The sequence below is a fragment of the Polaribacter sp. genome, assembly GCF_039939415.1.
Taxonomy (GTDB): Bacteria; Bacteroidota; Bacteroidia; order Flavobacteriales; family Flavobacteriaceae; genus Polaribacter.
In genome coordinates this window covers 21,549-46,185 of sequence record NZ_JBDVJE010000002.1, presented here as the reverse complement: position 1 = coordinate 46,185, position 24,637 = coordinate 21,549, and the positions used below count along the sequence as shown (strand labels likewise).

Annotated in this window: 17 protein-coding genes and 3 tRNA genes; 11 read left to right on the top strand and 9 right to left on the bottom strand. The window is 28.7% G+C overall.

Annotated elements, in window-relative coordinates; genetic code table 11:
* The first annotated feature begins 50 nt into the window (after window positions 1-50).
* From ABJG40_RS00175 to ABJG40_RS00160, 4 genes are all read left to right on the top strand, one after another.
* Complete coding sequence (locus ABJG40_RS00175) at window positions 51-665, top strand: LysE family translocator (RefSeq protein ID WP_348022554.1); 615 nt, start codon at window positions 51-53, stop codon at window positions 663-665.
* An 87-nt stretch (window positions 666-752) separates the two neighbouring features.
* The gene (locus tag ABJG40_RS00170) at window positions 753-3,245 is read left to right on the top strand and encodes a M14 metallopeptidase family protein (protein WP_348022553.1); all 2,493 of its coding nucleotides are present in this window, start codon (window positions 753-755) and stop codon (window positions 3,243-3,245) included.
* A 145-nt stretch (window positions 3,246-3,390) separates the two neighbouring features.
* A complete protein-coding gene (locus ABJG40_RS00165) occupies window positions 3,391-3,549 on the top strand; it encodes a YqaE/Pmp3 family membrane protein (RefSeq protein WP_076686390.1) in 159 nt (52 codons plus the stop codon).
* Between the two features lie 15 nt (window positions 3,550-3,564).
* Window positions 3,565-3,948 carry a hypothetical protein gene (locus ABJG40_RS00160; protein ID WP_348022552.1) on the top strand — a complete coding sequence of 128 codons (384 nt, stop codon included), beginning with the start codon at window positions 3,565-3,567 and terminating at the stop codon, window positions 3,946-3,948.
* 4 nt (window positions 3,949-3,952) lie between these two features.
* On the opposite strand, the gene ABJG40_RS00155 is transcribed toward ABJG40_RS00160, so the two are convergent.
* The 4 genes from ABJG40_RS00155 to ABJG40_RS00140 all read right to left on the bottom strand — a co-directional run bounded on the left by ABJG40_RS00155 (window position 3,953) and on the right by ABJG40_RS00140 (window position 8,284).
* Complete coding sequence (locus tag ABJG40_RS00155; RefSeq protein WP_348022551.1) at window positions 3,953-4,291, bottom strand: tRNA-binding protein; 339 nt, start codon at window positions 4,289-4,291, stop codon at window positions 3,953-3,955.
* Window position 4,292: 1 nt separating this feature from the next.
* Window positions 4,293-4,829, bottom strand: coding sequence for a YfiT family bacillithiol transferase (locus tag ABJG40_RS00150; protein ID WP_348022550.1), 537 nt, complete (start codon window positions 4,827-4,829; stop codon window positions 4,293-4,295).
* Complete coding sequence (locus ABJG40_RS00145; protein WP_348022549.1) at window positions 4,829-5,509, bottom strand: hypothetical protein; 681 nt, start codon at window positions 5,507-5,509, stop codon at window positions 4,829-4,831. The genes ABJG40_RS00150 and ABJG40_RS00145 overlap by 1 nt, the downstream gene beginning before the upstream one ends.
* 216 nt (window positions 5,510-5,725) lie before the next feature.
* Entirely contained in the window at window positions 5,726-8,284 is a 2,559-nt protein-coding gene (locus ABJG40_RS00140; protein WP_348022548.1) for an ATP-dependent Clp protease ATP-binding subunit, read from the bottom strand.
* A gap of 270 nt (window positions 8,285-8,554) precedes the next feature.
* On the opposite strand from ABJG40_RS00140, the gene gyrA reads away from it, so the two are divergent.
* Together gyrA and ABJG40_RS00130 are read left to right on the top strand one after the other, a co-directional pair.
* The gene (gyrA, locus tag ABJG40_RS00135) at window positions 8,555-11,062 is read left to right on the top strand and encodes a DNA gyrase subunit A (protein WP_348022547.1); all 2,508 of its coding nucleotides are present in this window, start codon (window positions 8,555-8,557) and stop codon (window positions 11,060-11,062) included.
* Window positions 11,063-11,084: 22 nt separating this feature from the next.
* Window positions 11,085-12,329 carry a tetratricopeptide repeat protein gene (locus ABJG40_RS00130; RefSeq protein ID WP_348022546.1) on the top strand — a complete coding sequence of 415 codons (1,245 nt, stop codon included), beginning with the start codon at window positions 11,085-11,087 and terminating at the stop codon, window positions 12,327-12,329.
* Between the two features lie 62 nt (window positions 12,330-12,391).
* Here the strand turns inward: ABJG40_RS00130 and ABJG40_RS00125 are convergent, their stop codons facing one another.
* The gene (locus ABJG40_RS00125; protein ID WP_348022545.1) at window positions 12,392-13,162 is read right to left on the bottom strand and encodes a C40 family peptidase; all 771 of its coding nucleotides are present in this window, start codon (window positions 13,160-13,162) and stop codon (window positions 12,392-12,394) included.
* Window positions 13,163-13,187: 25 nt separating this feature from the next.
* Window positions 13,188-14,363, bottom strand: coding sequence for an acetyl-CoA C-acyltransferase (locus ABJG40_RS00120; RefSeq protein ID WP_348022544.1), 1,176 nt, complete (start codon window positions 14,361-14,363; stop codon window positions 13,188-13,190).
* Window positions 14,364-14,498: 135 nt separating this feature from the next.
* Here ABJG40_RS00120 and ABJG40_RS00115 point away from each other — a divergent pair, with 135 nt between their 5' ends.
* From ABJG40_RS00115 to ABJG40_RS00100, 4 genes are all read left to right on the top strand, one after another.
* On the top strand, window positions 14,499-16,562 hold the full coding sequence (locus ABJG40_RS00115) for an HDIG domain-containing metalloprotein (protein ID WP_348022543.1): 2,064 nt from the start codon (window positions 14,499-14,501) through the stop codon (window positions 16,560-16,562).
* Between the two features lie 103 nt (window positions 16,563-16,665).
* A tRNA-Ser gene (locus tag ABJG40_RS00110) sits at window positions 16,666-16,748 on the top strand.
* Window positions 16,749-16,763: 15 nt separating this feature from the next.
* Window positions 16,764-16,838: transfer RNA gene (locus ABJG40_RS00105), tRNA-Pro, on the top strand.
* A gap of 29 nt (window positions 16,839-16,867) precedes the next feature.
* Window positions 16,868-16,941, top strand: a tRNA-Arg gene (locus tag ABJG40_RS00100).
* A 153-nt stretch (window positions 16,942-17,094) separates the two neighbouring features.
* Here ABJG40_RS00100 and ABJG40_RS00095 read toward each other — a convergent pair.
* Both ABJG40_RS00095 and ABJG40_RS00090 read right to left on the bottom strand, forming a co-directional pair.
* Entirely contained in the window at window positions 17,095-18,870 is a 1,776-nt protein-coding gene (locus ABJG40_RS00095) for an AMP-dependent synthetase/ligase (protein WP_348022542.1), read from the bottom strand.
* 442 nt (window positions 18,871-19,312) lie between these two features.
* On the bottom strand, window positions 19,313-20,107 hold the full coding sequence (locus ABJG40_RS00090) for a pentapeptide repeat-containing protein (RefSeq protein ID WP_348022541.1): 795 nt from the start codon (window positions 20,105-20,107) through the stop codon (window positions 19,313-19,315).
* Between the two features lie 268 nt (window positions 20,108-20,375).
* On the opposite strand from ABJG40_RS00090, the gene ppdK reads away from it, so the two are divergent.
* The gene (gene ppdK / locus ABJG40_RS00085; protein ID WP_348022540.1) at window positions 20,376-23,105 is read left to right on the top strand and encodes a pyruvate, phosphate dikinase; all 2,730 of its coding nucleotides are present in this window, start codon (window positions 20,376-20,378) and stop codon (window positions 23,103-23,105) included.
* A 209-nt stretch (window positions 23,106-23,314) separates the two neighbouring features.
* Here the strand turns inward: ppdK and ABJG40_RS00080 are convergent, their stop codons facing one another.
* A complete protein-coding gene (locus ABJG40_RS00080; RefSeq protein ID WP_348022539.1) occupies window positions 23,315-24,637 on the bottom strand; it encodes a HAMP domain-containing sensor histidine kinase in 1,323 nt (440 codons plus the stop codon).

Here is a 24,637-nt window from a genome sequence, read left to right as displayed (position 1 = left end):
TTTAAATTATTATTTTTATTTTGCAGGAATATTAGATAGTAATTTACTGAATGATTGAAACTCTTATTTCGTTTGCATTAGCAACTTCTATTTTATCAATTTCTCCTGGCCCTGACAATATTTTTGTACTAACGCAAAGTATTGTTAATGGTAAAAAATATGGTTTGGCTACTGTTTTAGGTTTGATGACGGGTTGTATTATTCATACTACTTTAGTTGCTTTTGGAGTTTCTGCTATTATCAAAGAAAATGAGAACCTCTTCTTTTTTATCAAGATTTTAGGAGCTAGTTATTTAATTTATTTAGCTTTTAAAGTCTATAAAAGTGATGCTAAAATTATCTTGTCTAATAATACAGTTAAATCAGAATCTATTTTAAAGTTATTTAAAAAAGGGTTTATTATGAATGTTTTGAACCCGAAAGTAACCATCTTTTTCTTAGCTTTTTTTCCACAGTTTTTATTTTCAGAAACCGTTTCTAATGTACTTCAATTTTATGTTTTAGGTGGAATTTTTATTCTAGTTTCCTTTTTAGTTTTTGGAACAATTGCTGTTTTATCAGGTAGTATTTCTAGCTATTTAAAAGAGCACTCTAAAATAGGAATATACTTAAAATGGGGACAAATAATTGTATTCTGTTTTATTGCAATTATGATTTTAATGTAATTATTTTTTAACTCTTAAGAATATGTTAAAGAAATAAATCTACAATACGTTATTCTTATATTTGTGAGATATCCAAACTCAACTTTTATGAAAAAATCATTACTATTATTCTTGTTATCAACTTTTACAATGGTTGGTCAGCAAGTAGATTTATCTTACTATTTACCTAAAGGAAACTATAATTCTCAAATTCCAACGCCAAAATCTGTAATAGGTCATGAAGTAGGAGAGTGGCATATTACTCATGACAAATTAGTAGAGTATATGAAGGCTATTGCAGCTTCATCAGATAGAATTTCTATAGAAAATAGAGGAACAACTTATGAAGGAAGACCTTTGTTGTTATTGACGATTACATCACCAGAAAATCATCAAAAAATAGAAGCAATAAGACAAACACATATTGATGGTACTAACAATTCGTCTATTGATGTTTCTAACAATCCAATTGTAGTTTATCAAGGATTTTCGATACATGGTAATGAACCTAGTGGTTCTAATGCTGCTTTGGCTGTAGTTTATCATTTAGCTGCTTCAAAATCTTCAGAAACTATAGATTTACTTAATAACACTGTTATTTTATTTGACCCATCTCTAAATCCTGATGGTTTACAACGATTTGCATATTGGGCAAATACAAACAAAAGTAAAAATATTAATCCAGATCCAAATGATAGAGAATATACTGAGATTTGGCCACGTGGAAGAACCAATCATTATCAGTTTGATATGAACAGAGATTGGTTGCCTGTTCAATTACCAGAAAGTAAAGCAAGAATTGCGAGTTTTCATAAATGGTTGCCTAATATTTTAACAGATCATCATGAAATGGGAAGCAATTCTAGTTTCTTTTTTCAACCAGGAATTCCTAGTAGAACAAATCCGTTAACACCACAAATGAACCAAGATTTAACTAAAGAAATTGCAACTTATCATGCAAAAGCATTAGATAAAATAGGTTCTCTTTATTATTCAGAAGAAAGTTTCGATGACTTTTATTATGGTAAAGGATCTACGTTTCCAGATATTAACGGAAGTATAGGTATTTTGTTTGAGCAAGGAAGTTCTAGAGGGCATGCACAAGAAACCGAAAATGGAATTTTAACATTCCCTTTTACTATTAGAAATCAGTTTACTGCTGCTTTATCAACGCTAGAAGCTGCAAGAAAAATGAGAGTAAAAATCTTAAAATACCAACAAGATTTTTATAAAGAATCTAGAAATTCTGGTACAAAAAAAGCCATCGTTTTTGGTGATGAAAAAGATGGCGCTAAAAGTTTTCATTTAGCTGAGGTTTTAAAACGTCATCAAGTAAAAATTCATGAAGTAAAATCTGATTTTACTCAAAATGGAAAAACATTTAAAAAAGGGTATAGTTATGTGGTACCAATGAATCAGAAAAATCAACGTTTGGTAAAAGCGATGTTTGATGTAAGAACTAAATTTAAAGACAGTTTGTTTTATGATGTTTCTGCATGGACTTTTAACCACGCATTTGGTGTTGATTACGCAGAAAACATTTCGCTTTCTAAAGCTGGAAATGAAATTGTTGACTTAAAAAAGAAAAAAGGAAACGTTTCATTTAAAAGTGATTATGGTTATTTAATGGCTTGGAATGAATATTATACACCAAAAGCTTTAAACGCTATTTTACAAAAAGGATTGCGTGCAAAAGTATCTATGAAAAATTTTAAAAATGGAGGAAATTCTTATGAATATGGAACCATTTTTATTCCTGTACAAAATCAGAAGTTAAATGCTTTAGAATTGTATCAATTTTTAGATAAAACAGCTAAAGAATCACATTTAAATATTACAGCGGTTTCAACTGGTTTAAATGAAGGGATTGATTTAGGAAGTAGAAATTTTGCAGCAATTACAAAACCAAAAGTTGCCATGTTGGTTGGTAATGGGATTACAGGAAATGATTCTGGAGAAATTTGGCACTTATTTGACCAACGTTTTGATATGCATTTAACGCGTTTAGATATGAGCTATTTTACAAGAATTGATATTAGTAAATACACACATATTATAATTCCAAGCAGTAGAATTGAGAAAGCTGCAATTGAAAAATTGAAAACGTGGACTAAGAATGGAGGTGTTCTTATTGGTTATAAAAACACTGCAAAATGGTTAGCAACAAATAAGTTTATCAATATCGAATTTGATAAAACAAAAATCGATACGATTGATGGTGTTTCTTTTGAAAATAAATCATTAAAAACTGGAGCTCAATTTATTGGTGGAGCTATTTTTGAAGCAAAAGTAGATCGTTCTCATCCTATAAACTTTGGATATAAAAATGATAAATTGGCTTTATTTAGAAACTCAACGTTGTTTATGAAACCAGATAAAAAGAGTTATAACAACCCTATTCAGTATACTTCTAATCCTTTATTAAGTGGTTATATTTCTAAAGAAAATGCCAAAGTGATTAAGAACACAGTGCCTTTTAAAGTGCAAAAAATGGGTAGTGGTAGAGTAGTTGTTTTTACAGATAATACTAATTTTAGAGCTTTTTGGTTTGGAACAAATAAATTGTTAATGAATACTATTTTCTTTGGAGATAAGATGTAGGTTTGTTATAGTTATATATTTTAAAAGTCGTAAAGTTTCAAAGTTAAACTTTACGGCTTTTTAGTTTTATAATACTGTTTCTCAAAAAAAATGTAACAAAATTAATACTCATACGTCTTACTTGTATAACCAACTAAATATATAAATGAGTTTTTTTAGAGTATTATTTGCAATTATTTTTCCTCCATTATCTGTAATAGATAAAGGTTGTGGATCTTTTTTTATTATCTTTTTACTAACTCTTTGTGGATGGATTCCTGGAGTTATTGGTGCCTTAGTAATTTTAAATAATCCTAAGAATTAATTACAGTTATATAAGATGAAAGTATTAAAGTTGATTTTTTTCCTTTTTTTCATCTCCTTTAATTTAAATTCTCAAAATATTAAAGAAAACTTAATTGGGGTTTGGTCTTTTAAATCTAATTTAAATGAAAATCACTTTATATTATCAAAAGAAAATTCTCTGACTTTTAAAAATATAGGATATCAATTTCTAGAAAATCAAAAATTAATTGTTAGACATTTTGAAAATTTTAGAATTTGTATGTTATCAGATTTAAGATTTATTAATTACAATAAAGGAATCTGGAAAATTGAAAATAATATTATATCTCTCAATTGGTTAAGAAATAAAAAAATAAAAGAAAAATGGATTGTACTTAAATCTACAAAAGAAGAATTGGAAATAAAAATTATCAAATAAAAAATTACCTCACCTGTTCTCCATTTTTTATTTCTTTAGAGGCATGTAATAAAACAACTTTTCCATTAGTATTATACACGCCTAATACTAAAACCTCACTTTTAAAATTAGCAATTTGTCTAGGTTTAAAGTTAACAATAGCAGAAACCTGTTTGTTCAATAAATCTTCTTTAGTATATAAATCTGTAATTTGAGCACTCGATTTTTTAACACCTAAAGCACCAAAATCAATAGTAAGTTGATACGCTGGTTTTCTTGCTTTTGGGAAATCATTTACTTCAATAATAGTTCCTATTCTAATATCAACTTTTAAAAAATCTTCGAAAGTAGTTTTTTTACACATTTTATTGCCAACCTTTACGAATCATTAATTGTTCTATATGATGATAATGGTGTCTACAATGCCAAGCATAAATACCTATGTTTTCTTTTAACCCTACTTCTTTATTTTCTGCAGGATGAATGAATGATTTATTTAGTTCATCTTGAGTTAACCCCTTTAATAAATATACCCATTTAGAATGTAGTGCTTTTAAAGCATCTATAGATAAAAATATAGGCATAGATTTAGAATCATGTAATTCTGCCCAAAGTTTTTCATTATAAGCTTTTATAACAGGCTTTTCTTCTGTTAAAGCCCACTTAAAACGGATGTAAGAATTTTGATGACTATCATAACAATGATGAACAACTTGTCTTATTGTCCAACCATTTTCTCTGTAAGGAGTATCTAGTTGATTTTCAGATAAACCTCTAGTCAAAAACTCTAATTCTTGTGGAAATCGTTCTATTAGTGAAATCCACTCTTCTATATTTTTTTTTGTTATATTTTTAGGAATATCTGCTTTACCAATAGGGTATTTTAACTGATCTAATCTCATTATTTCTTAGTAACTTTCTTTAATAATCGTTTTGCACTTTTGTTCTCTGGGTTAATAGTTAGCGCTTTCTTAAAGTTAATTTTTGCATTAACAGTATCTTTTTTTAGTAAAAAAGCTTCACCTAAACTATCGTATACATTCGAACTTTTCGGGTATAAAGCTACATTAATTTTAAAAACTTCTATGGCAGTTTCATAATTGTTTTTTTTTACAAAATTATAACCTAATCGATTAATTTTATTTTCTCTTATAATCGGATTTAAAGAGTCTTTTTTCTGAATTGCTTTAAAGGCAGTTAATGCTTTACTAAATTCTTTTAGGTCAAAATATTCATTTGCTGTTTTTTCGCCATATTTCATTTTTCTAAAATGATACTTTACACCTTCATGTTCGGTTTTTTCAGCTAATTGAATATGCATTTTAGGCTTGCTAATAAAAATTATTTTTTCATTTAATTCTTTCATATAAAAAGTACTATCGCTTACTTTTAATAATTTTATATCATCATTTCCACGCCATTTTGCGTATAAATTTTGTTCTTTAAAATAAATTTCAATAACTTCATTAGCGTTAAATAAATAACGTCCTTTTGTTGCATTTATAAATTCTTCAGAGTTTTTTTGTGATGTACAACTTATTAAAAGAGTAAGACAAAATAAACGAAATAGAAATTTTTTCATAGTTGGTTGTTTAGGTTTACTATTTTAGACGATTAATTTAAGGATTTTGTTACAAAAAAAGAAGTGTTCTTAAACTTTATGACATTTTTAATGTAAAAGAATAAATTTTCTGAGTAGAGAATTTGTTTACTTTGAAAAAGAAGATGCTTATAGTATTAGAAATTCTGTTTATAAATATTAAAAAAAATCCCAAACTTTAGTTTGGGATTTTTTTATTTAAGATTCTGATTTTGTTCTAGTTTCAGGTTTTTTTTCTCCTTTTTCTATTTTAATGGTAAGTTTGTTTTCTTTCTCATCTAAGTCCATTAAAATAGTATCTCCTTCAGAAAGTTTAGAGTTAACAATTTCTTCTGCTAAAGCGTCTTCAATATATTTTTGAATTGCTCTTTTAAGAGGTCTAGCTCCGTATTTTTTATCAAAACCTTTATCGGCTATATAATCTTTTGCTTTTTCACTTAAATCTAAAGTATATCCTAAATCAGAAATTCTATTTAGTAATTTATCTAATTCAATATCTATTATAGAATGAATATCTTCTCTTTCTAAAGCATTAAATACAATTACATCGTCAATTCTATTTAAAAACTCAGGAGCAAAAGATTTTTTTAAAGCACCTTCAATAACAGATTTTGCATGGGCATCTGCTTGTTCTTTCTTAGAAGAAGTTCCAAATCCAACACCACCTCCAAAGTCTTTTAATTGACGAGCACCAATGTTAGAAGTCATTATAATTATGGTATTTCTAAAATCAATTTTACGTCCTAAACTATCAGTAATATGTCCATCATCTAAAATTTGTAAAAGCATATTAAAAACATCAGGGTGTGCTTTTTCAATTTCATCTAATAAGATTACAGAATAAGGCTTTCTTCTAACCTTTTCTGTTAATTGACCACCTTCTTCATAACCAACATATCCAGGAGGAGCTCCAATTAAACGAGATATAGCAAATTTTTCCATGTATTCACTCATGTCAATTCTAATTAAAGAATCATCTGAGTCAAATAATTCACGAGCTAAAACTTTAGCTAACTGTGTTTTACCTACACCTGTTTGTCCTAAAAATATAAAGGATCCAATTGGTTTGTTAGGGTCTTTTAAACCAACTCTATTTCTTTGAATGGCTTTTACAACTTTGCTAACAGCTTCATTTTGACCAATTACTTTTCCTTTAATAAGTTGAGGTAATTCGTGTAATTTATGGCTTTCTGCTTCAGCAACTCTATTAACAGGGATTCCTGTCATCATTGATACTACTTCTGCAACATTGTCTTCAGTTACAATTTCTCTATTTAATTTTGAAGCTTCCTCCCATTGATTTTGTGCAGAACTTAATGCAGCTTCCATGTTTTTTTCATCGTCTCGTAATTTAGCAGCTTCTTCATATTTTTGACCATTAACAGCATTTGTTTTACGTTCTTTAATGATCTCTAACTGGGCTTCTAATTCTAATACTTGTTGAGGTACTACAATGTTGGTAATATGAATTCTAGAACCAGCTTCATCTAAAGCATCAATGGCTTTGTCTGGAAGAAATCTATCTGTCATATACCTGTTGGTTAATTTTACACAAGCTTCAATTGCATCATCTGTAAAATCTACATTATGATGTTCTTCGTACTTAGCTTTAATATTGTGTAAAATTTGTATAGTTTCTTCTACGCTTGTTGGCTCTACAATAACTTTTTGAAAACGACGTTCTAATGCTCCATCTTTTTCGATGTTTGTTCTAAATTCATCTAAAGTTGTTGCGCCAATACATTGTATTTCTCCTCTTGCTAATGCAGGTTTTAACATGTTAGAAGCATCTAAAGAGCCAGTTGCTCCACCTGCACCAACTATGGTATGAATCTCATCAATAAAAAGAATAATATCATCATTCTTTTCAAGTTCATTCATTAAGGCTTTCATGCGTTCTTCAAACTGACCACGATATTTTGTGCCAGCTACTAAACTTGCCAAATCTAGAGAAACAATACGTTTGTCAAATAAAATTCTAGAAACTTTTCTTTGAACAATTCTTAAAGCTAAACCTTCTGCAATTGCAGATTTACCTACTCCAGGTTCACCTATTAACATTGGGTTGTTTTTTTTTCTACGACTTAAAATTTGAGAAACTCTTTCAATTTCTTTTTGTCTACCAACAACTGGGTCTAATTTTCCGTTTTCAGCTAAACTTGTTAGATCTCTACCAAAATTATCTAATACAGGAGTTTTAGATTTTTTTACATTTTTTCCTTTTTGAGCTTGGTCAAAAGGGTTTGGTTTTTCTGAAGCAAATTCATCATCAGAAGGAGTTTCTGCAATTGGATTTGTTGGTAAATCAGTATCATCTACATGTAATTGCTTATACAAAGCTTTAGCATCATCGTAATTAACATTGTATTTATGAATTAACTTTGTTGTTGGGTCGTTTTCATTTCGTAAAATACATAATAATAAATGGGCTGTGTCTATAGCGTTACTTTGGTATAGCTTTGCTTCTAAAAAAGTAGTTTTTAATGCCTTTTCAGCCTGTCTTGTGAGCCTTAAACTGGGTTTGTCTATATTTTCGTTAAAAGTAGGGTTTGCTGGGTTAAGTTGTTGTAGTTTATTACGAAATAAACCTAAATCAACATCAAAAGCTGTTAAAATTTCTATTGCTTTTCCTTCTCCTTGTCTTATTAAACCAAGTAATAGATGTTCTGTTCCAATAAATTCGTGCCCTAAACGTAGTGCTTCTTCTTTACTGAAAGTAATTACATCTCTAACTTTTGGTGAAAAATTATCGTCCATATTTATTTCTATCTTTAATTGATGTGTTGTAAATTTAGTACTTTTTTCTGTAGTTTATTACAAAAAATATGCCAATGGTTTATTAATAGCATTAAAAAAGTAATACAATGTAGAAAACTCTTTGAAATCAGGCAAATAAAATACTGTTAAAAATTAACAAAAAATGTTAATAACTATGGTTAATTAGAAGGTGTAAAATCTTTGTAAAAAGAGTGAGAAATAGTATCTTGCCTTGTTTTAAAAAAATGAACTAAATTTAATCAAAAATATATGGCAGACGGAGAAAAGTTAATTCCGATTAACATTGAAGAGCAGATGAAATCTGCATACATCGATTACTCGATGTCAGTGATTGTATCAAGAGCATTACCAGATGTAAGAGATGGTTTGAAACCAGTTCATAGAAGGGTTTTGTATGGTATGCATGAATTAGGAATTAAAGCAACTGGGTCTTATAAAAAATCAGCAAGAATTGTTGGAGAGGTACTAGGTAAGTATCACCCTCATGGTGATACATCTGTATATGATTCTATGGTGCGAATGGCGCAAAATTGGAGTGTACGTTATATGATGGTTGATGGTCAAGGGAATTTTGGTTCTGTTGATGGTGATTCTCCAGCAGCAATGCGTTATACAGAGGTTAGAATGCAAAAAATATCAGAAGACATGTTGGCTGATATTGAAAAAGATACTGTAGATCATCGTTTAAATTTTGATGATACTTTACAAGAACCAACAGTATTGCCTACACGTATACCAAATTTATTAGTAAATGGAGCTTCTGGTATTGCTGTAGGTATGGCAACTAATATGGCACCTCATAATTTAACAGAAGTTATTAATGGTACTGTAGCTTATATAGAAAATAGAGATATAGAGATTGACGAATTAATGCAACATGTTTCTGCACCAGATTTTCCTACAGGAGGAATTATTTATGGATATGATGGTGTAAGAGATGCTTTTCATACAGGTCGTGGGCGTATTGTAATGCGTGCTAAAGCTGTTATAGAAGAAGTAAAAGGGCGTGAATGTATTATTGTTACGGAAATCCCTTACCAAGTGAATAAAGCAGAAATGATTAAGAAAACTGCTGAATTGGTAAATGATAAAAAAATTGAAGGTATTTCTAATATTAGAGATGAATCTGATAGAAATGGAATGCGAATTGTTTACATTTTAAAACGAGATGCTATTCCTAATATTGTATTAAACAAATTATTTAAATACACTCAATTACAAACATCTTTTAGTGTAAATAATATAGCATTAGTTAACGGTAGACCAGAACAATTAAATTTAAAGCAATTAATTCATTATTTTGTAGAGCATAGACATGAAGTTGTTGTTCGTAGAACAGAGTTCGAATTAAAGAAAGCAGAAGCTAGAGCCCATATTTTAGAAGGTTTAATTATTGCTTCTGATAATATTGATGAAGTAATAAAGATTATTAGAGGGTCTTCTAATGCAGATGAAGCAAGAGAAGCTTTAATTGAACGTTTCGAATTAACAGAAATTCAGGCAAAGGCAATTGTAGAAATGCGTTTGCGTCAATTAACAGGATTAGAGCAAGATAAATTGCGTGCAGAATATGATGCAATTATGTTAACAATTACTGATTTAAAAGACATTCTTGCAAATGAACCAAGACGTTATGAAATTATAAAATCTGAATTACTTCATATTAAAGAAAAATATGGAGATGAAAGAAGATCTACCATAGAGTATGCAGGTGGAGATATGCGTATTGAAGATATGATTCCTGATACAAAGGTAGTGGTAACTATTTCTAATGCAGGATATTTAAAACGTACTAATCTAGAGGAATACAAAGTTCAGAATAGAGGAGGTAGAGGTCAAAAAGGTGCTACAACACGAAATGAAGATTTCTTAGAACATTTATTTGTTGGAACAAACCATCAATATATGATGTTCTTTACCCAAAAAGGGAAAGTATTTTGGATGCGTGTTTATGAAATTCCTGAAGGAGGTAAAAATACCAAAGGTAGGGCAATGCAAAACTTAATTAATATTGAACAAGATGATAAAGTAAAAGCATTCTTAGTAACTCAAGATTTAAAAGACGAAGATTATATTAATAGTCATTTTGTAATTATGGCCACTAAAAAAGGTCAAGTTAAAAAGACTTCTTTAGAACAATATTCTCGTCCGAGAACAAACGGAATTAATGCAATAACCATTAAAGAAGGTGATGAATTATTAGAAGCTAAATTAACTACTGGAGACAGTCAAGTAATGTTAGCTCTAAAATCTGGTAAATCTATTCGTTTTGAAGAAGCAAAAACCAGACCTATGGGTAGAACAGCTTCTGGTGTGAGAGGAATTACTTTGCAACATGATAATGATGAAGTTATTGGTATGGTTGCTGTAAACGATATGAATAGTAACATCTTAGTAGTGTCTGAAAGAGGTTATGGTAAGCGTTCTAGTTTAGAAGACTACAGAATTACTAATAGAGGAGGTAAAGGAGTTAAAACTTTAAATATCTCTGAAAAAACAGGTGATTTAGTAGCTATTAAAAACGTAGATGATTCTAATGATTTAATGATTATAAATAAATCTGGAATTGTTATAAGAATGGCAGTAGAAGACTTAAGAGTTATGGGGCGTGCAACACAGGGTGTTCGTTTAATAAACATTAAAGATGATGATAGTATTGCTGCAGTTGCCAAAGTGGTTCATGAAGAAGAAGAAAACGTAGAAAGTGAAGAGAATGGCACGGAAATTGGTAATGAATCAAATGATAATCAAATTTAAAATTAAATTAATAATTAGTAAAATGAGAAAACAAATATTAGCGTTAACAGTTGGCTTTTTATCCATAGCTTCTTTTGCGCAAAAAAACGAACTTAAAGTTGTTGAAAAGGCAATTAAAAAAGGTCAATTTAAAGAAGCAAAAGCTACTATTTCTACTTTAGAAGCTTCTGAAGACTCTATGGATCCTAAGTATAAAGCAAAATACTTCTTTTTAAAAGGACAAGCTTTTGGTAAATCTAACGTAGAAAAAGCTGCAGATGCTTATCAGAATTTATTTGATTTTGAAAAAGAATCTGGGAAACAAAAATATACAAAGTTAGCGGAACCTAAATTAAATGAATTAATTCAATTTGTTTCTAAAAAAGCAGTTGATCAATATGGAGCTAAAAACTATAAGCAAGCAACAAATAATTTTTATTTAACTTATAAATTAAGTCCTAAAGATACTTCATTTTTATATAATGCTGCAATGAGTTCTGCTGCAGCAAAAGATTATGATCTTTCTTTAAAATATTATAAAGAATTACAGGATATTAATTATACAGGTATAACTACTCAGTATTTAGCAGTTAATAAAGCTACAAATAAAGTTGAAAATTTAGGAACCAAAGCTAATAGAGATGCTATGGTTAAATTTGGTCAATATATTAAGCCAACAATAGAAAGTTCTAAATCTAAAAAATCTGAGATTATAAAAAATATTGGTTATAATTATGTAAATTTAGGTAAACCAGAATTAGCAGTTGAAGCTTTAGCTGAAGCAAGAAAAAGTGATCCTAAAAATATCAACCTTTTATTAAATGAAGCTCAAATGTATATAAAGCTAAAACAAATGGATAAGTTTGGTGAGTTAATGCAAGAAGCTGTAAAAATAGATCCTACAAATCCTAATTTATTTTTTAATTTAGGTGTTGTTAATGCTAACCAAGATAAAATTGAAGAAGCTATTGGTTTTTATAAAAAAGCAATTGAGTTAGACCCTAAATATGGAGATGCTTATTTAAATTTAGGTGTTGTAATATTAAATAAAAGAATTGCTGTAGTTGACGAGATGAATGAAAATTTATCTAATGATAAAAAATATACTGAATTAGAAGGTGTTTTAAAACAAATTTGTAAAGAAGCACTACCATATATTGTAGAAGCAGACAAGATTAAAAGAACAGAAGGTACTGTTGGTACACTTTTAAATATTTATGATACTTTAGAAATGGAACCAGAAGCAGATGCTTTAAGACCAATTTATAAAGAAATGAAAGGCCAATAAATTTAAATTGTTACTAAAAAAAACCGAAACTATTTAGTTTCGGTTTTTTTATTGAGATAATTTTAAATAATTTTTTTTATGATTCTTAATTTATGTGTATGTTTTTGTATATCTGCATTAAAAATTCCACTATGATCTAAAGTGTCAATTCTAACTTTTCCATGAGCATGTATAATATGGTAATCATTTAAAATAATACCTACATGAATAATTTCCCCTTCTTCATTATCAAAAAAAGCCAAATCTCCAGCTTCACTTTCTTCAATAAAACTTAAAACCTCACCTTGTGTTGCTTGTTCTTTAGCATCTCTAAAAAGTTGGTAACCACAGAGTTTATAAACCATTTGTGTAAAACCAGAACAATCAATACCAAAAGGAGTTTTTCCACCCCATAAAAAAGGAGTGTTTAAAAAATTAAAGGCTGTTTTTAAAATGTCTTTTTTAGATTTATTTTCTGACAATACCTCACCTTCGTACAAATAAGTATTACGGTTTATTTTAATATTTCCGTTATTATAAAATGGTAAATTAGAACCAATAGGAATTGTTGTTAATTGATTTTTATTATTAGTAATAAAATCAATAATTTCTCCTGAATAATGTTTTTTTTCTGAAGATAATTTTGAAAAAGAATCTTCAGTAATTTTAACAAACTGTTTATTATCAATATAACCTTCATAATTATCGAATGTTAATCGAATTTTACTCCATTCTTTTTGTTCTTCTATAATTTTAAAAGTTTCTCCAAATAAAACTTGACTTACCATTTCAGAAGTATCTGAGGGAGTTATTCTAAGTGGAACAATACTTAAATTACAAATGCCAAATAGCATAAATTTTCACCTTTTTTTATTAAAATTATATTCTTTCTATTATTAATGCACTTGCACCACCACCACCATTACAAATAGCTGCAGCACCAATTTTAGCATTATTTTGTTTTAAAATAGATGTTAAAGCAATAATAATTCTAGCTCCAGAAACTCCTAAAGGATGTCCTAAAGAAACTGCACCACCATTTACATTTACTTTATCATTTGTAATTCCTAAAATTTTCATATTAGCTAAACCAACAATAGAAAAGGCTTCATTTAGTTCAAAATAATCTACATCATCAATAGAAATATTTGCTTTAGCCAAAGCTTTAGGTAGTGCCTTTGCTGGCGCAGTTGTAAACCATTTTGGTTCTTGAGCAGCATCAGCAAAACTTTTTATTTTAGCAATAGGAGTTATATTTAATTCCTTAGCTTTATCTGTAGACATTAAAACTAATGCAGCAGCACCATCATTAATAGTAGAAGCATTTGCAGCTGTAACTGTTCCTTCTTTTGTAAATGCAGGTCTTAAAACTGGTATTTTTTCTATTTTTACATTCTTGTATTCTTCATCTTCAGAAAAGAGAATAGCTTCACCTCGTCTTTGAGGAATTTCTACAGCTACAATTTCATCAGTATATTTTCCATCACTCCAAGCTTTTGCAGAGCGTTTATAAGATTGAATTGCAAAATTATCTTGATCTTCTCTAGAAAATTTATATTCTGTGGCACAATCATCAGCACAAACTCCCATGGCAACATTGTTATAGGCATCAACTAAACCATCTTTTTGCATTCCATCCTCTAATGTAATTGGTCCAAATTTAGACCCTTTTCTTGCATGTTGATAATGTGGAATAGAACTCATGTTTTCCATACCTCCTGCAACAATGATATCAGCATTCCCTAGCATTATTGTTTGGGCTGCTAGCATTACAGATTTCATTCCTGAAGCACAAACTTTATTAACAGTAGTACAAGGAACAGTATCTGGAATTCCTGCGTAAATTGCTGCTTGTCTTGCAGGAGCTTGACCTAAACCCGCTGAAACAACATTTCCCATAAAAACCTCTTCAACCAGATTAGAATTTAAATTAATTTTATCTAAAGCTCCTTTTATGGCAATTGCACCTAATTTAGGAGCAGAAATTGTAGATAAACTTCCCATAAAACTTCCAATAGGAGTTCTAGCTACAGATACAATTACTACTTCTTTCATAAAAATAAGAGTTTGATTATTATATAGTTTGTTATGCTAAATTAACTATTTTTAATCAATTTGAGTTTTATTATTTAAGATGAATTTTTGACCTTGAATTTTTTGTGGTAAGTTTGTTGTAATAACATAAATTATATGAGGACTATAGTAAATAAATTGTATCAAAATAACACCATAATTTATAAGGTGATTCTGTTTTTAGTTGCTACAGTTGCAATTGTTTATTTGTTTCCTAAAGGGGGGCACTTTAAATATGATTTTAATAATGGACAGCTATGGAAATATGATAATTTATATGCTCCTTTTGATTTTGCCATTCAGAAAACTGAAGATGAAATTACTATCGAAAAAAAAGAGATAGAAGTAAATTCTAAATCTTATTTTTTACAAGATTTAAGTATAGATAATACTGTTAAGGCAAATTACGAGAGAAGAATTTCGCTTTTTAAAGTTTCAGATTCCTTAAGTTTAGATCAAATTTATAATTTATCTAAAATAGGTCTTAAAATTATAAACACCATCTATAATAAAGGTTTTCTAGAAGTTGTAAGTCAAGATAGAATTTCTAATAAAAATGAAATAGTTGCAATTAGAAAAGGGAATGAAGTAGAAGATGTTGTTTTTAAAAACTTATTTACCTCAAAAGAAGTTTTAGAAATTATAAGGTACAACTTAAATAATTCTGATTCTGAATATGGAAAAAAATTAATGTTAGATTTATTATCTAAAATAATAAAGCCAAATGTCTCTTTTGATGTTGAATATACTGAAAAGGTAATAGAAAATGAAATAAAAAATATTTCTTATACCAAAGGAAAAGTTGCTGCAGGAAAATTAATAATTTTAAAAGGAGATATTGTTGAAGGTAAAAAGTTAGCAATATTAAATTCTTTAAAAAGTGAATCTGAATCTCAAGTTTGGACAGAATCTAACTACAATTGGATAATTTTAGGATACACTATTCTAGTTTCTCTAGCACTATTAATGCTCTTGTTGTTTTTAAAGAAATATAGAGTAGAAATATATGATAACAATAATAAGGTTACTTTTATTTTCTTCAATGTATTTTCAATGATTTTTATACAAACATTGGTAATAAAATATAATTCAGATTATTTATATGTTGTTCCTTTAAGTGTTTTGCCAATTGTTTTAAAAGCTTTTTTTGATGCACGTTTAGGCTTGTTTGCACATGTCTTAACAGTGCTATTGTTAGGATATATAGTTCCAGATAGTTTTGAGTTTATCTATTTACATATCATAGCAGGTATTGTTACCATTCTTACAGTATCAGAACTATATAAGAGAGCAACTTTATTTATTTCTGTAGCTCAAATTACATTAATTTACATGCTTACGTATTTTGCATTTTCAATTATTAAAGAAGGTAATGCTTCTCAAATAAATTGGACTTATTTTATGCTTTTTGCAGCAAATGGATTATTATCTTTTTTGTCAATCATTATTATATACATGTATGAAAAAGTATTTGGTTTAGTTTCTGATGTAACTTTGTTAGAGCTTTCTAATACAAATACAAAGCTTTTAAGAGATCTTAATGAGAAAGCTCCAGGTACGTTTCAGCATTCTATGCAAGTAGCAAATTTGGCAGAAGCAGCAGCAAATGAAATTGGAGCAAACTCTATGTTAGTTAGAACTGGTGCATTGTATCATGATATAGGTAAAATGATTAACCCACAATATTTTATTGAAAACCAATCTACAGGAGTTAATCCTCATAATGATTTATCTCCAAGAGATAGTTCTAAGATAATTACAGACCATGTTATAAAAGGAGTAGAGTTAGCCAAAAAGAATAACTTGCCAGATAGAATTATAGATTTTATAAGAACCCATCATGGTACAAGTTCTACATATTACTTTTTTATGAAAGAGAAAGAATTAAACCCAGGTATAGATGTAAATATTAAGAAATTTCAATACCAAGGCCCCATTCCTTTTTCAAAAGAAACTGCAATTTTAATGATGTGTGATGCCGCTGAAGCTGCATCAAAAAGTTTAACAAAACCCACAGCAATATCTGTAAGTAACTTAATAGATAAAATAATAGATAAACAAATGGCTGATAATCAGTTTTTAAATTCTGATATTACGTTTAGAGAAATAGAAATTATTAAGAAAGTAATCAAGAAAAAATTGATGAATATTTATCATTTACGAGTTGAATATCCAGAGTAAAAAAATATTTTAAAAAAAGTGTAAAAAAGTCTTGTAATATTCTAAATCTAGTCTTAAATTTGCACTCGCAATTTTCCTTTCAAACTTTGTTTTGAAGTCGAAGGGAGAGGTGGCAGAGTGGTAATGCAGCAGATTGCTAATCTGTCGACCTTTTTGGTCGCCAGGGTTCGAGTCCCTGTCTCTCCGCTAGAAAATTGCACTCGGGGTGTAGCGTAGCCCGGTCATCGCGCCTCGTTTGGGACGAGGAGGTCGCAGGTTCGAATCCTGCCACCCCGACACAGTTGTCGTAACAACTTAAAAAATACGGGCTCTTAGCTCAGCTGGATAGAGCACCTCCCTTCTAAGGAGGCGGTCAAAGGTTCGAATCCTTTAGGGCTCACTTAAACCTTCACAGAAATGTGGAGGTTTTTTGTTTTCTATAGGTTTTGTAGGTTCTACAAGACTTCGAGGGTCAATTCTAAAAAAAAGAGTGTATTTTAATTAATTAAAATACACTCTTTTTTCTTCTTTTTTTGATTATTAAGACTTTTAATTATTCTCGATATATTTTTTCATATAAATCTGTATAGATTTCTTTAATAATTTTACGTTTCATTTTCATAGTAGGGGTAAGGTGCCCACCTTCTATAGACCAAACATCAGGTGTAAGTTCAAAACGTTTAATTTGCTCCCATTTTCCGAAGTTATTATTACATTTATCAACTTCTTTTTGAATACGATTTTTTACGATTTCTGAATTAATTATTTCTTCATTAGAAGTACCAATGTCCAAATTTTTATGATGAATCCATTCTTTCATAAAATCAAAATTTGGTTGAATAAAAGCTGCTGGCATTTTTTCACCTTCCCCAATAACCATTATTTGTTCTATAAATAATGATTGCTTTAGCTCTCCTTCTAATAATGGAGGAACCACATATTTACCTCCAGAAGTTTTAAACATTTCTTTTGTTCTACCGGTAATTTTTAAAAATCCATCACTATCAATTTCTCCTTTATCACCAGTATGAAAATAACCATTTTTTAAAACATTAGCTGTTCTTTCAGGGTCTTTATAATAACCTTGCATTACATTAGGTCCTTTAGCTAAAATTTCGCCATTTTCAGCAATTTTTATTTCAACTTCATCAATAACTTTACCAACAGTACCAATTTTAAATCCATTATTTCTTTGGTCGTTTACTGATATAACAGGAGATGTTTCTGTTAGACCATAACCTTCCATAATTGGCATTCCTGCAGCTGTAAAAACTTTAGTTAATCTTGGTTGTAATGCTGCACTACCAGAAACCATTAACTTTAATTCGCCACCTAAAGCAGCTTGCCATTTAGAGAAAATTAATTTTCTAGCTAAACTTAATTGTTTTTCATACCACCAACCGTTAGTACCATTTGGTTCATATCTTAGACCTAAGTTAACTGCCCAAAAGAATAAACCTTTTTTAATACCAGTTAAAGTTTCTCCTTTTAAAATAATTTTGTCATATATTTTTTCGTATAAACGAGGAACCGCAGTCATAACTTGAGGTTTAATTTCTTGAGCATTTTCAGAAAGTTTTTCTAAAGATTCTGCAAAATAAATGGATACACCACAATATTGATATAGATATAAAATCATTCGTTCAAAAATGTGACATACTGGTAAAAAACTTAACCCTTTAGAATTACCATAATCTAAAGGAACACGTTTTTGTGAATTTAAAACATTTGAAACTATATTTTTGTGAGATAACATTACTCCTTTAGGTTTTCCTGTTGTGCCAGAAGTGTAGATTAGGGTAGCTAAATCATCTTCTTTTACATTGTTTTTTCTTTCTTCAACAAGATTTTGAGTACGCTCGTCTTTTCCTAATTCTAATAGTTCTTTCCAATTTTTTTCACCTTTTATATCATCAAATGTAAAAACAGCTTTTAATTGAGTATTGTTTTTTATTTTATTTACTTTATTTAAAACTTCTTTGTCTGATACAATACAATAAATAGACTCTGAATGATTAATAACATATTCATAATCTTCTGATGATATTGTAGGGTAAATAGGTACATTTTGTGCGCCTGTTTGTAATATTCCAATATCACAAATATTCCATTCTGTTCTATTTGTTGAAGAAATTACAGCTATTTTATCATTTGGTTTAATACCTAATTCTAATAAACCTCTACTAATTTGGTTAGCTTGGTCTATATATTCTTGTGTGGTAATTGATTGCCAAGTTCCACTAGATTTAGAGATAAATGCTTTTTCTAAATTATAGTTTTCTAGTTGATAATAAGGAAAATCGAATAATCTAGTAACTTTTAATGCCATATTTGTTTTGTTTGTAGGAGGCAAAATAGGAATTTTAGATTGATTTAACAAATACTTATTATAAGAGTTTTAAATTAAGAATAATATAAAATTTATTGCTAATTATATATTTTATGATAAATATTCTTATTAGATATTAATTAAAACCAAATGTCTTTTATCAATTATAATTTTGTTTGAAATAAGTATATAATTTACATTAAGTATAGTAAATAAAGATTTTTAAAATTATAAAAGAATCATTTAAATAAACTTTTTATATTAGAAAATCATAATTTATGATCTTTAAAAATGTTTATTATTTAAGACAAAATAAAAAAACTAGCTTTAATAAAGCTAGCTTTTTTTTTGGTTTTTAGTTAGCCCCTAATCTAACTTCTTCCATTATGAGTGCAATTTATAAATTATAAAGTTAAAATGAAATAGGTATTAATACCCATTTTTAGTCAATTAAATATTTACTAAAGCTTTTCCCATTAATTTTGGTATACTTAGAATCAATATCGTAGGCTACTTTCATGTTAGAAACGTTAAAATTTCCAGAAACCTTCATGTATTTTATGTTTAAATCTTCTTCGAAATTGGTGTTTTTAAAAGAAACACCGTCAGAAAAATTAGTGTATTTAAATATTGCAGAATCTTTAAAAACGGCATTAGAAAAACTAACATTGTTATTAAACTTAGCATATTTAAAAGTAGCTACTTCATCAAATGTAGTATTTGCAAAACTAATGTCTTTATTAAACTTAGCATATTTAAAGGTGCTGTCATCATTAAAGGAAGAATCAGAAAAATCTGTATTTCTTTCAAAACGAGAATACTTAAACATAGCTTTTCTATCAAAAATACAATTTTTAAATATAGCAGTATCTTCAAAACTAGCAGTAAATGTGTAACCAGAATCTTCATCTGGTATATATGCTAAAACATCATCTATAAAAGTACAATTTGTAAAAGATATTTTATTTTCAATTAACTTTTTTACTTCATTAGTATTACCATTTCCATTATTATTCCAATTAAACCAACTGTTTTTCTTTCTCTTAGGAAGTTTTTCAATTGCTTCATCCATAAAAGTAAAGTCTAATACACCAACAATTTTAGCATTTTTTATAGTAACATTTTTACCTGCTTTTATGTCTTTCATTATGGTAGATGCTTTAATCATTTTTTGCGAAAAAGCAATAGAAGTTATTAAAAAAAGGTTTAAGGCCAAATAAGTAGTTTTATTTTTCATTTTTATGAGTTTTAGTTTGTTTATATATTAATGACAAATCCTTTTTTAATTTGTGACACATTTTAAAATAATATCATCAAAAATTTTAATTTTTATCGTATATAAAATTGATGTTTAAAGTATTTTATAAAGATTTTATACTTCTGTTTAATTTTATGTAAAAGCCTTATTTTATGATTTTTATCATTGTTTTAGTGTTTTTAAAAAACTAAATTTAAAGTGTTTTTACACAAAGCGATTTTTTTGAAATTTATAAAACAGACATATTATGGAAGTATTACAAGAAGTAAAACCCCGTGTTTTTAAATTTGGGGATAAACATGCTGATGGAAACAGCGCTATGAAAAACTTATTAGGAGGTAAAGGAGCTAATTTAGCAGAAATGAGTTCAATTGGTATTCCTGTGCCTCCAGGATTTACGATTACTACAGAAGTTTGTACAGAATATAATTCTTTAGGTAAAGATACCGCAATAAATCTTATACAAAGAGAAGTAGAAGAATCTATAGCTAATATTGAAAATTTAATGGGAACTAAATTCGGAGATAAAGAAAATCCGCTTTTAGTTTCTGTACGTTCTGGAGCTAGAGTTTCTATGCCAGGAATGATGGATACAGTGCTTAACTTAGGAATGAATGATGAGGTTGTTTTAGGCTTAGCAAAAAAAACAAAAAATGACCACTTTGCCTGGGATTCTTATAGACGTTTTATACAAATGTATGGTAGTGTTGTTCTCGGTATGAAACCAGCATCAAAAGAAGATATAGATCCTTTTGAAGAAATCATGGAAAACCTAAAAGAAAAAAGAGGAATAGAATTAGATACAGAATTTACCATTGAAGATTTAAAAGATTTAGTTTTCGATTTTAAAGATGCAGTTAAAAAAAGAACAGGTCATGATTTTCCTACAAATCCTTGGAATCAACTTTGGGGAGCAGTAATGGCTGTTTTTAATAGTTGGAATGGAGATAGAGCAGTTTATTATAGAAACATGCATGGTTATCCTGCAGATTGGGGAACCGCTGTAAATGTACAAGCTATGGTTTATGGTAATATGGGTGATAACTCTGGAACAGGAGTTTGTTTTACTCGTGATGCAGGTACAGGAGAAAATGTTTTTAATGGAGAATATTTAATTAATGCACAAGGAGAAGATGTTGTTGCTGGTGTAAGAACTCCACAACAAATCACAAAATTAGGTTCTCAGCGTTGGGCAGAATTAGCAAAAGTTAAAGAAGAGGAAAGACTTGAAAAATATCCTTCTTTAGAAGAGTTAATGCCATCAATTTTTAACGAATTAAATTCTTATCAAAATACTTTAGAGAAGCATTATAGAGACATGCAAGATATGGAGTTTACTATTCAAAATGGAAAACTTTGGATTTTACAGACTAGAAACGGAAAACGTACTGGTGCAGCTATGGTTAAGATTGCCATGGATTTATTAAAAGAAGGAATGATTGATGAAAAAGAAGCCTTATTATTAGTAGAATCTAATAAATTAGAAGAATTATTGCATCCAATATTTGACTCTAAAGCATTAAAAAAAGCAAACGTAATTGCACAAGGTTTACCAGCTTCTCCAGGTGCTGCAACAGGTAAAATAGTGTTTTTTGCTGACGAAGCAGATAAGTATAAAAGTAGTATTTTAGTAAGGATTGAAACTTCTCCAGAAGACTTAGAAGGTATGAATATTGCAAAAGGTATTTTAACAGCTAGAGGAGGTATGACATCTCATGCAGCAGTTGTTGCACGTGGAATGGGTAAATGTTGTATTTCTGGAGCAGGTGCCTTAAAAATTAATTATAAAACTAGAACTTTAACTGTTAATGAACATGAATATCATGAAGGAGATTGGATTTCTTTAAATGGTTCTACAGGTAATATTATTGAGGGAAAAGTTGCTACTATGGAGCCTGAGTTAAGTGGAGAATTTGCAGAATTGATGAAGCTTTCAGATAAGTATTCTGTAATGAAGGTAAGAACAAATGCAGATAGCCCAAAAGATGCAAAAGTTGCTCGTAGTTTTGGAGCTCAAGGTATTGGTTTAACTAGAACAGAACACATGTTTTTTGAGTTAGACAGAATAAAAGCAATGCGTGAAATGATTCTTGCAGAAACAGTAAAAGGAAGAAAACAAGCTTTAGAAGGTTTATTACCAATGCAACGTGAAGATTTTGAAGGTATTTTTGAAGCAATGGAAGGTTTTGCTGTAACTATTCGTTTATTAGACCCACCTTTACATGAATTTGTACCTCATCAATTAGCAACACAAAAAGACTTAGCAGATGAAATGCATATTTCTTTACAAGCTGTAAAAAATAAAGTTGCAGAATTAGCAGAATTTAACCCTATGTTAGGTCATAGAGGATGTAGATTAGGAAATACATATCCAGAAATTACAGAAATGCAAACTCGTGCAATTATAGAAGCCGCATTAAATTTAAAAGAAAGAGGTATTATTTGTAAACCAGAAATTATGGTTCCATTAATTGGTACCGTAAAAGAGTTTGAGTTTCAAGAAAAAATAATTCGAGCAACAGCTAAAGCAATTTTTAAAGAAAGAAATGATAAAATAGATTATTCTGTTGGAACAATGATAGAAATTCCAAGAGCGGCTTTAATGGCAGATTTAATTGCAGAAAAAGCAGATTTCTTTTCTTTTGGTACAAATGATTTAACACAAATGACATTTGGATATTCTAGAGATGATGCTGGTAAATTCTTACCTACTTATTTAAAAAAAGGTATTTTAAAAGTAGATCCTTTTGAAGTATTAGATCAAGAAGGAGTAGGGCAATTGGTAAAAATGGGTACAGAAAGAGGTAGATCTACCAAACCAAATTTAAAAGTAGGTATCTGTGGTGAACATGGTGGCGAGCCAAGTTCTGTAGAATTTTGTTATCATGTAGGTATGGATTATGTAAGTTGTTCTCCATACAGAGTGCCAATTGCAAGATTAGTTTCTGCGCAAGCAACTATTAAATCTATTAAGTAAAACTTCCATGATTTACTTTGATTAAAACCCAGAAGTGTAATGCTTTTGGGTTTTATTTTTTGGGCGTTACCAAAGGTCGGGCTTTCACTACTCGCTTTTTTTCGTTCCTCAAAAAGAGCTCAAACAAACCGTTCAATCCCTAACGCAAAAGGCTTTTAGATTTTTAAAAAGCTTATAGTATTAAATCAAAATTATTTTTTTATAAAAACTTAAGAAATAAAAGTCAGTAAAAAGGTTGTTTTTTCTTTAGAAGATGTAAACTGAATAGTTCCATTATGAGCTTCCATAATACTTTTAGATAAGGTTAAACCAATACCAGAACCATCTTTACGAGTCGTAAAATAGGGTATAAAGATATTATCTTTTATTGCATCAGAAATACCAATTCCGTTATCTGTAATAGATAAATGTATTCTCTTTTTATCGGATGAAATATCGATATTAATTGTAGGTTTTTCAATCTCTTTAAAAGCATACAAACAATTAGAAATTAAGTTGATAATTACTTGTTCTATTTGTTGTTTATCTGCTTTAATTTTAAAAAGAGTAGTTTCATCAAAATTAATTTTAATATTTTTTTGATTAAATTCTTGTGTAAAAAGAAGTAACGTATTTTTAATAATTTTGGTTAAATTAACTTCTTCTTTTTTAGGCAAAGGCAATTCTGCCAACTTTCTATAAGTATCTACAAATGAAGTTAAATGATGAGAACGACGTTTAATAATTTTTAAACCTTGAGACAATTCATCAATCGTATCTTCATCAGTATTTTCTTCTTGTAAAAGAGAATCTAAATTTTCGGCTAAACTACTAATAGGTGTAATTGTATTTATAATTTCGTGAGACATTACATTCATCAATTTAAACCAAGCCTCTTTTTCTTTTTTGTCAATTAATTGCTGAATGGTTTCTAAGCTAACAATTAAATAACCATATTCATTTGTTTGAGTAAGTGATGTTTTTAAGAAAAATTCTTCCTTTTTATCATTGATTGTTAAAGAAATAGTGAGTTTGTTTTCTTTCCAATCATCAATATAATTTGTTAGGTTTCCAATTTTTTTGTTGAGTAAATTCCAATTATAAAATTTTGGAATTTTTAAAAACTCAGTAAATGCCTTATTTATTTGAAAAACCTCAATAGTATTATTTAAGTCTTTTCTTAAAATAAGCATACCAATACTTAAACTTTCAATAATATTGGTAAAAATAAGTTGTTCAGATGTTTTTTTAAGGCTTAGTTTTCTATGTTTTTCTAATAGTAAAGCAGTTTTATTATGTAAAGGATTTTTTCTTTTTTCTGATGAAATTGTATTAGAATAATCATCATATAATAAACAATCCATCGATTTTTCGATGTCATTAAATAACTTTTTTAAGTAATCAATCAATAAAAATAATTGAAACAGAACAAGTAGAAAAAAACCAATTGCATTAATAACATAAAAGTTTATGCCACTATAAAAAACAATAATTCCATTGAGTAGAATTAGTAAAACCCGAACAATTATTTGTATGTATTGTGGTTTTCCCAT

Coding starts and splice junctions, on each gene's coding strand:
- ABJG40_RS00175 (WP_348022554.1), top strand. CDS start 51: ATGATTGAAACTCTTATTTCGTTTGCATTAGCAACTTCTATTTTATCA.
- ABJG40_RS00170 (WP_348022553.1), top strand. CDS start 753: ATGAAAAAATCATTACTATTATTCTTGTTATCAACTTTTACAATGGTT.
- ABJG40_RS00165 (WP_076686390.1), top strand. CDS start 3,391: ATGAGTTTTTTTAGAGTATTATTTGCAATTATTTTTCCTCCATTATCT.
- ABJG40_RS00160 (WP_348022552.1), top strand. CDS start 3,565: ATGAAAGTATTAAAGTTGATTTTTTTCCTTTTTTTCATCTCCTTTAAT.
- ABJG40_RS00155 (WP_348022551.1), bottom strand. CDS start 4,291: ATGTGTAAAAAAACTACTTTCGAAGATTTTTTAAAAGTTGATATTAGA.
- ABJG40_RS00150 (WP_348022550.1), bottom strand. CDS start 4,829: ATGAGATTAGATCAGTTAAAATACCCTATTGGTAAAGCAGATATTCCT.
- ABJG40_RS00145 (WP_348022549.1), bottom strand. CDS start 5,509: ATGAAAAAATTTCTATTTCGTTTATTTTGTCTTACTCTTTTAATAAGT.
- ABJG40_RS00140 (WP_348022548.1), bottom strand. CDS start 8,284: ATGGACGATAATTTTTCACCAAAAGTTAGAGATGTAATTACTTTCAGT.
- gyrA (WP_348022547.1), top strand. CDS start 8,555: ATGGCAGACGGAGAAAAGTTAATTCCGATTAACATTGAAGAGCAGATG.
- ABJG40_RS00130 (WP_348022546.1), top strand. CDS start 11,085: ATGAGAAAACAAATATTAGCGTTAACAGTTGGCTTTTTATCCATAGCT.
- ABJG40_RS00125 (WP_348022545.1), bottom strand. CDS start 13,162: ATGCTATTTGGCATTTGTAATTTAAGTATTGTTCCACTTAGAATAACT.
- ABJG40_RS00120 (WP_348022544.1), bottom strand. CDS start 14,363: ATGAAAGAAGTAGTAATTGTATCTGTAGCTAGAACTCCTATTGGAAGT.
- ABJG40_RS00115 (WP_348022543.1), top strand. CDS start 14,499: ATGAGGACTATAGTAAATAAATTGTATCAAAATAACACCATAATTTAT.
- ABJG40_RS00095 (WP_348022542.1), bottom strand. CDS start 18,870: ATGGCATTAAAAGTTACTAGATTATTCGATTTTCCTTATTATCAACTA.
- ABJG40_RS00090 (WP_348022541.1), bottom strand. CDS start 20,107: ATGAAAAATAAAACTACTTATTTGGCCTTAAACCTTTTTTTAATAACT.
- ppdK (WP_348022540.1), top strand. CDS start 20,376: ATGGAAGTATTACAAGAAGTAAAACCCCGTGTTTTTAAATTTGGGGAT.
- ABJG40_RS00080 (WP_348022539.1), bottom strand. CDS start 24,637: ATGGGAAAACCACAATACATACAAATAATTGTTCGGGTTTTACTAATT.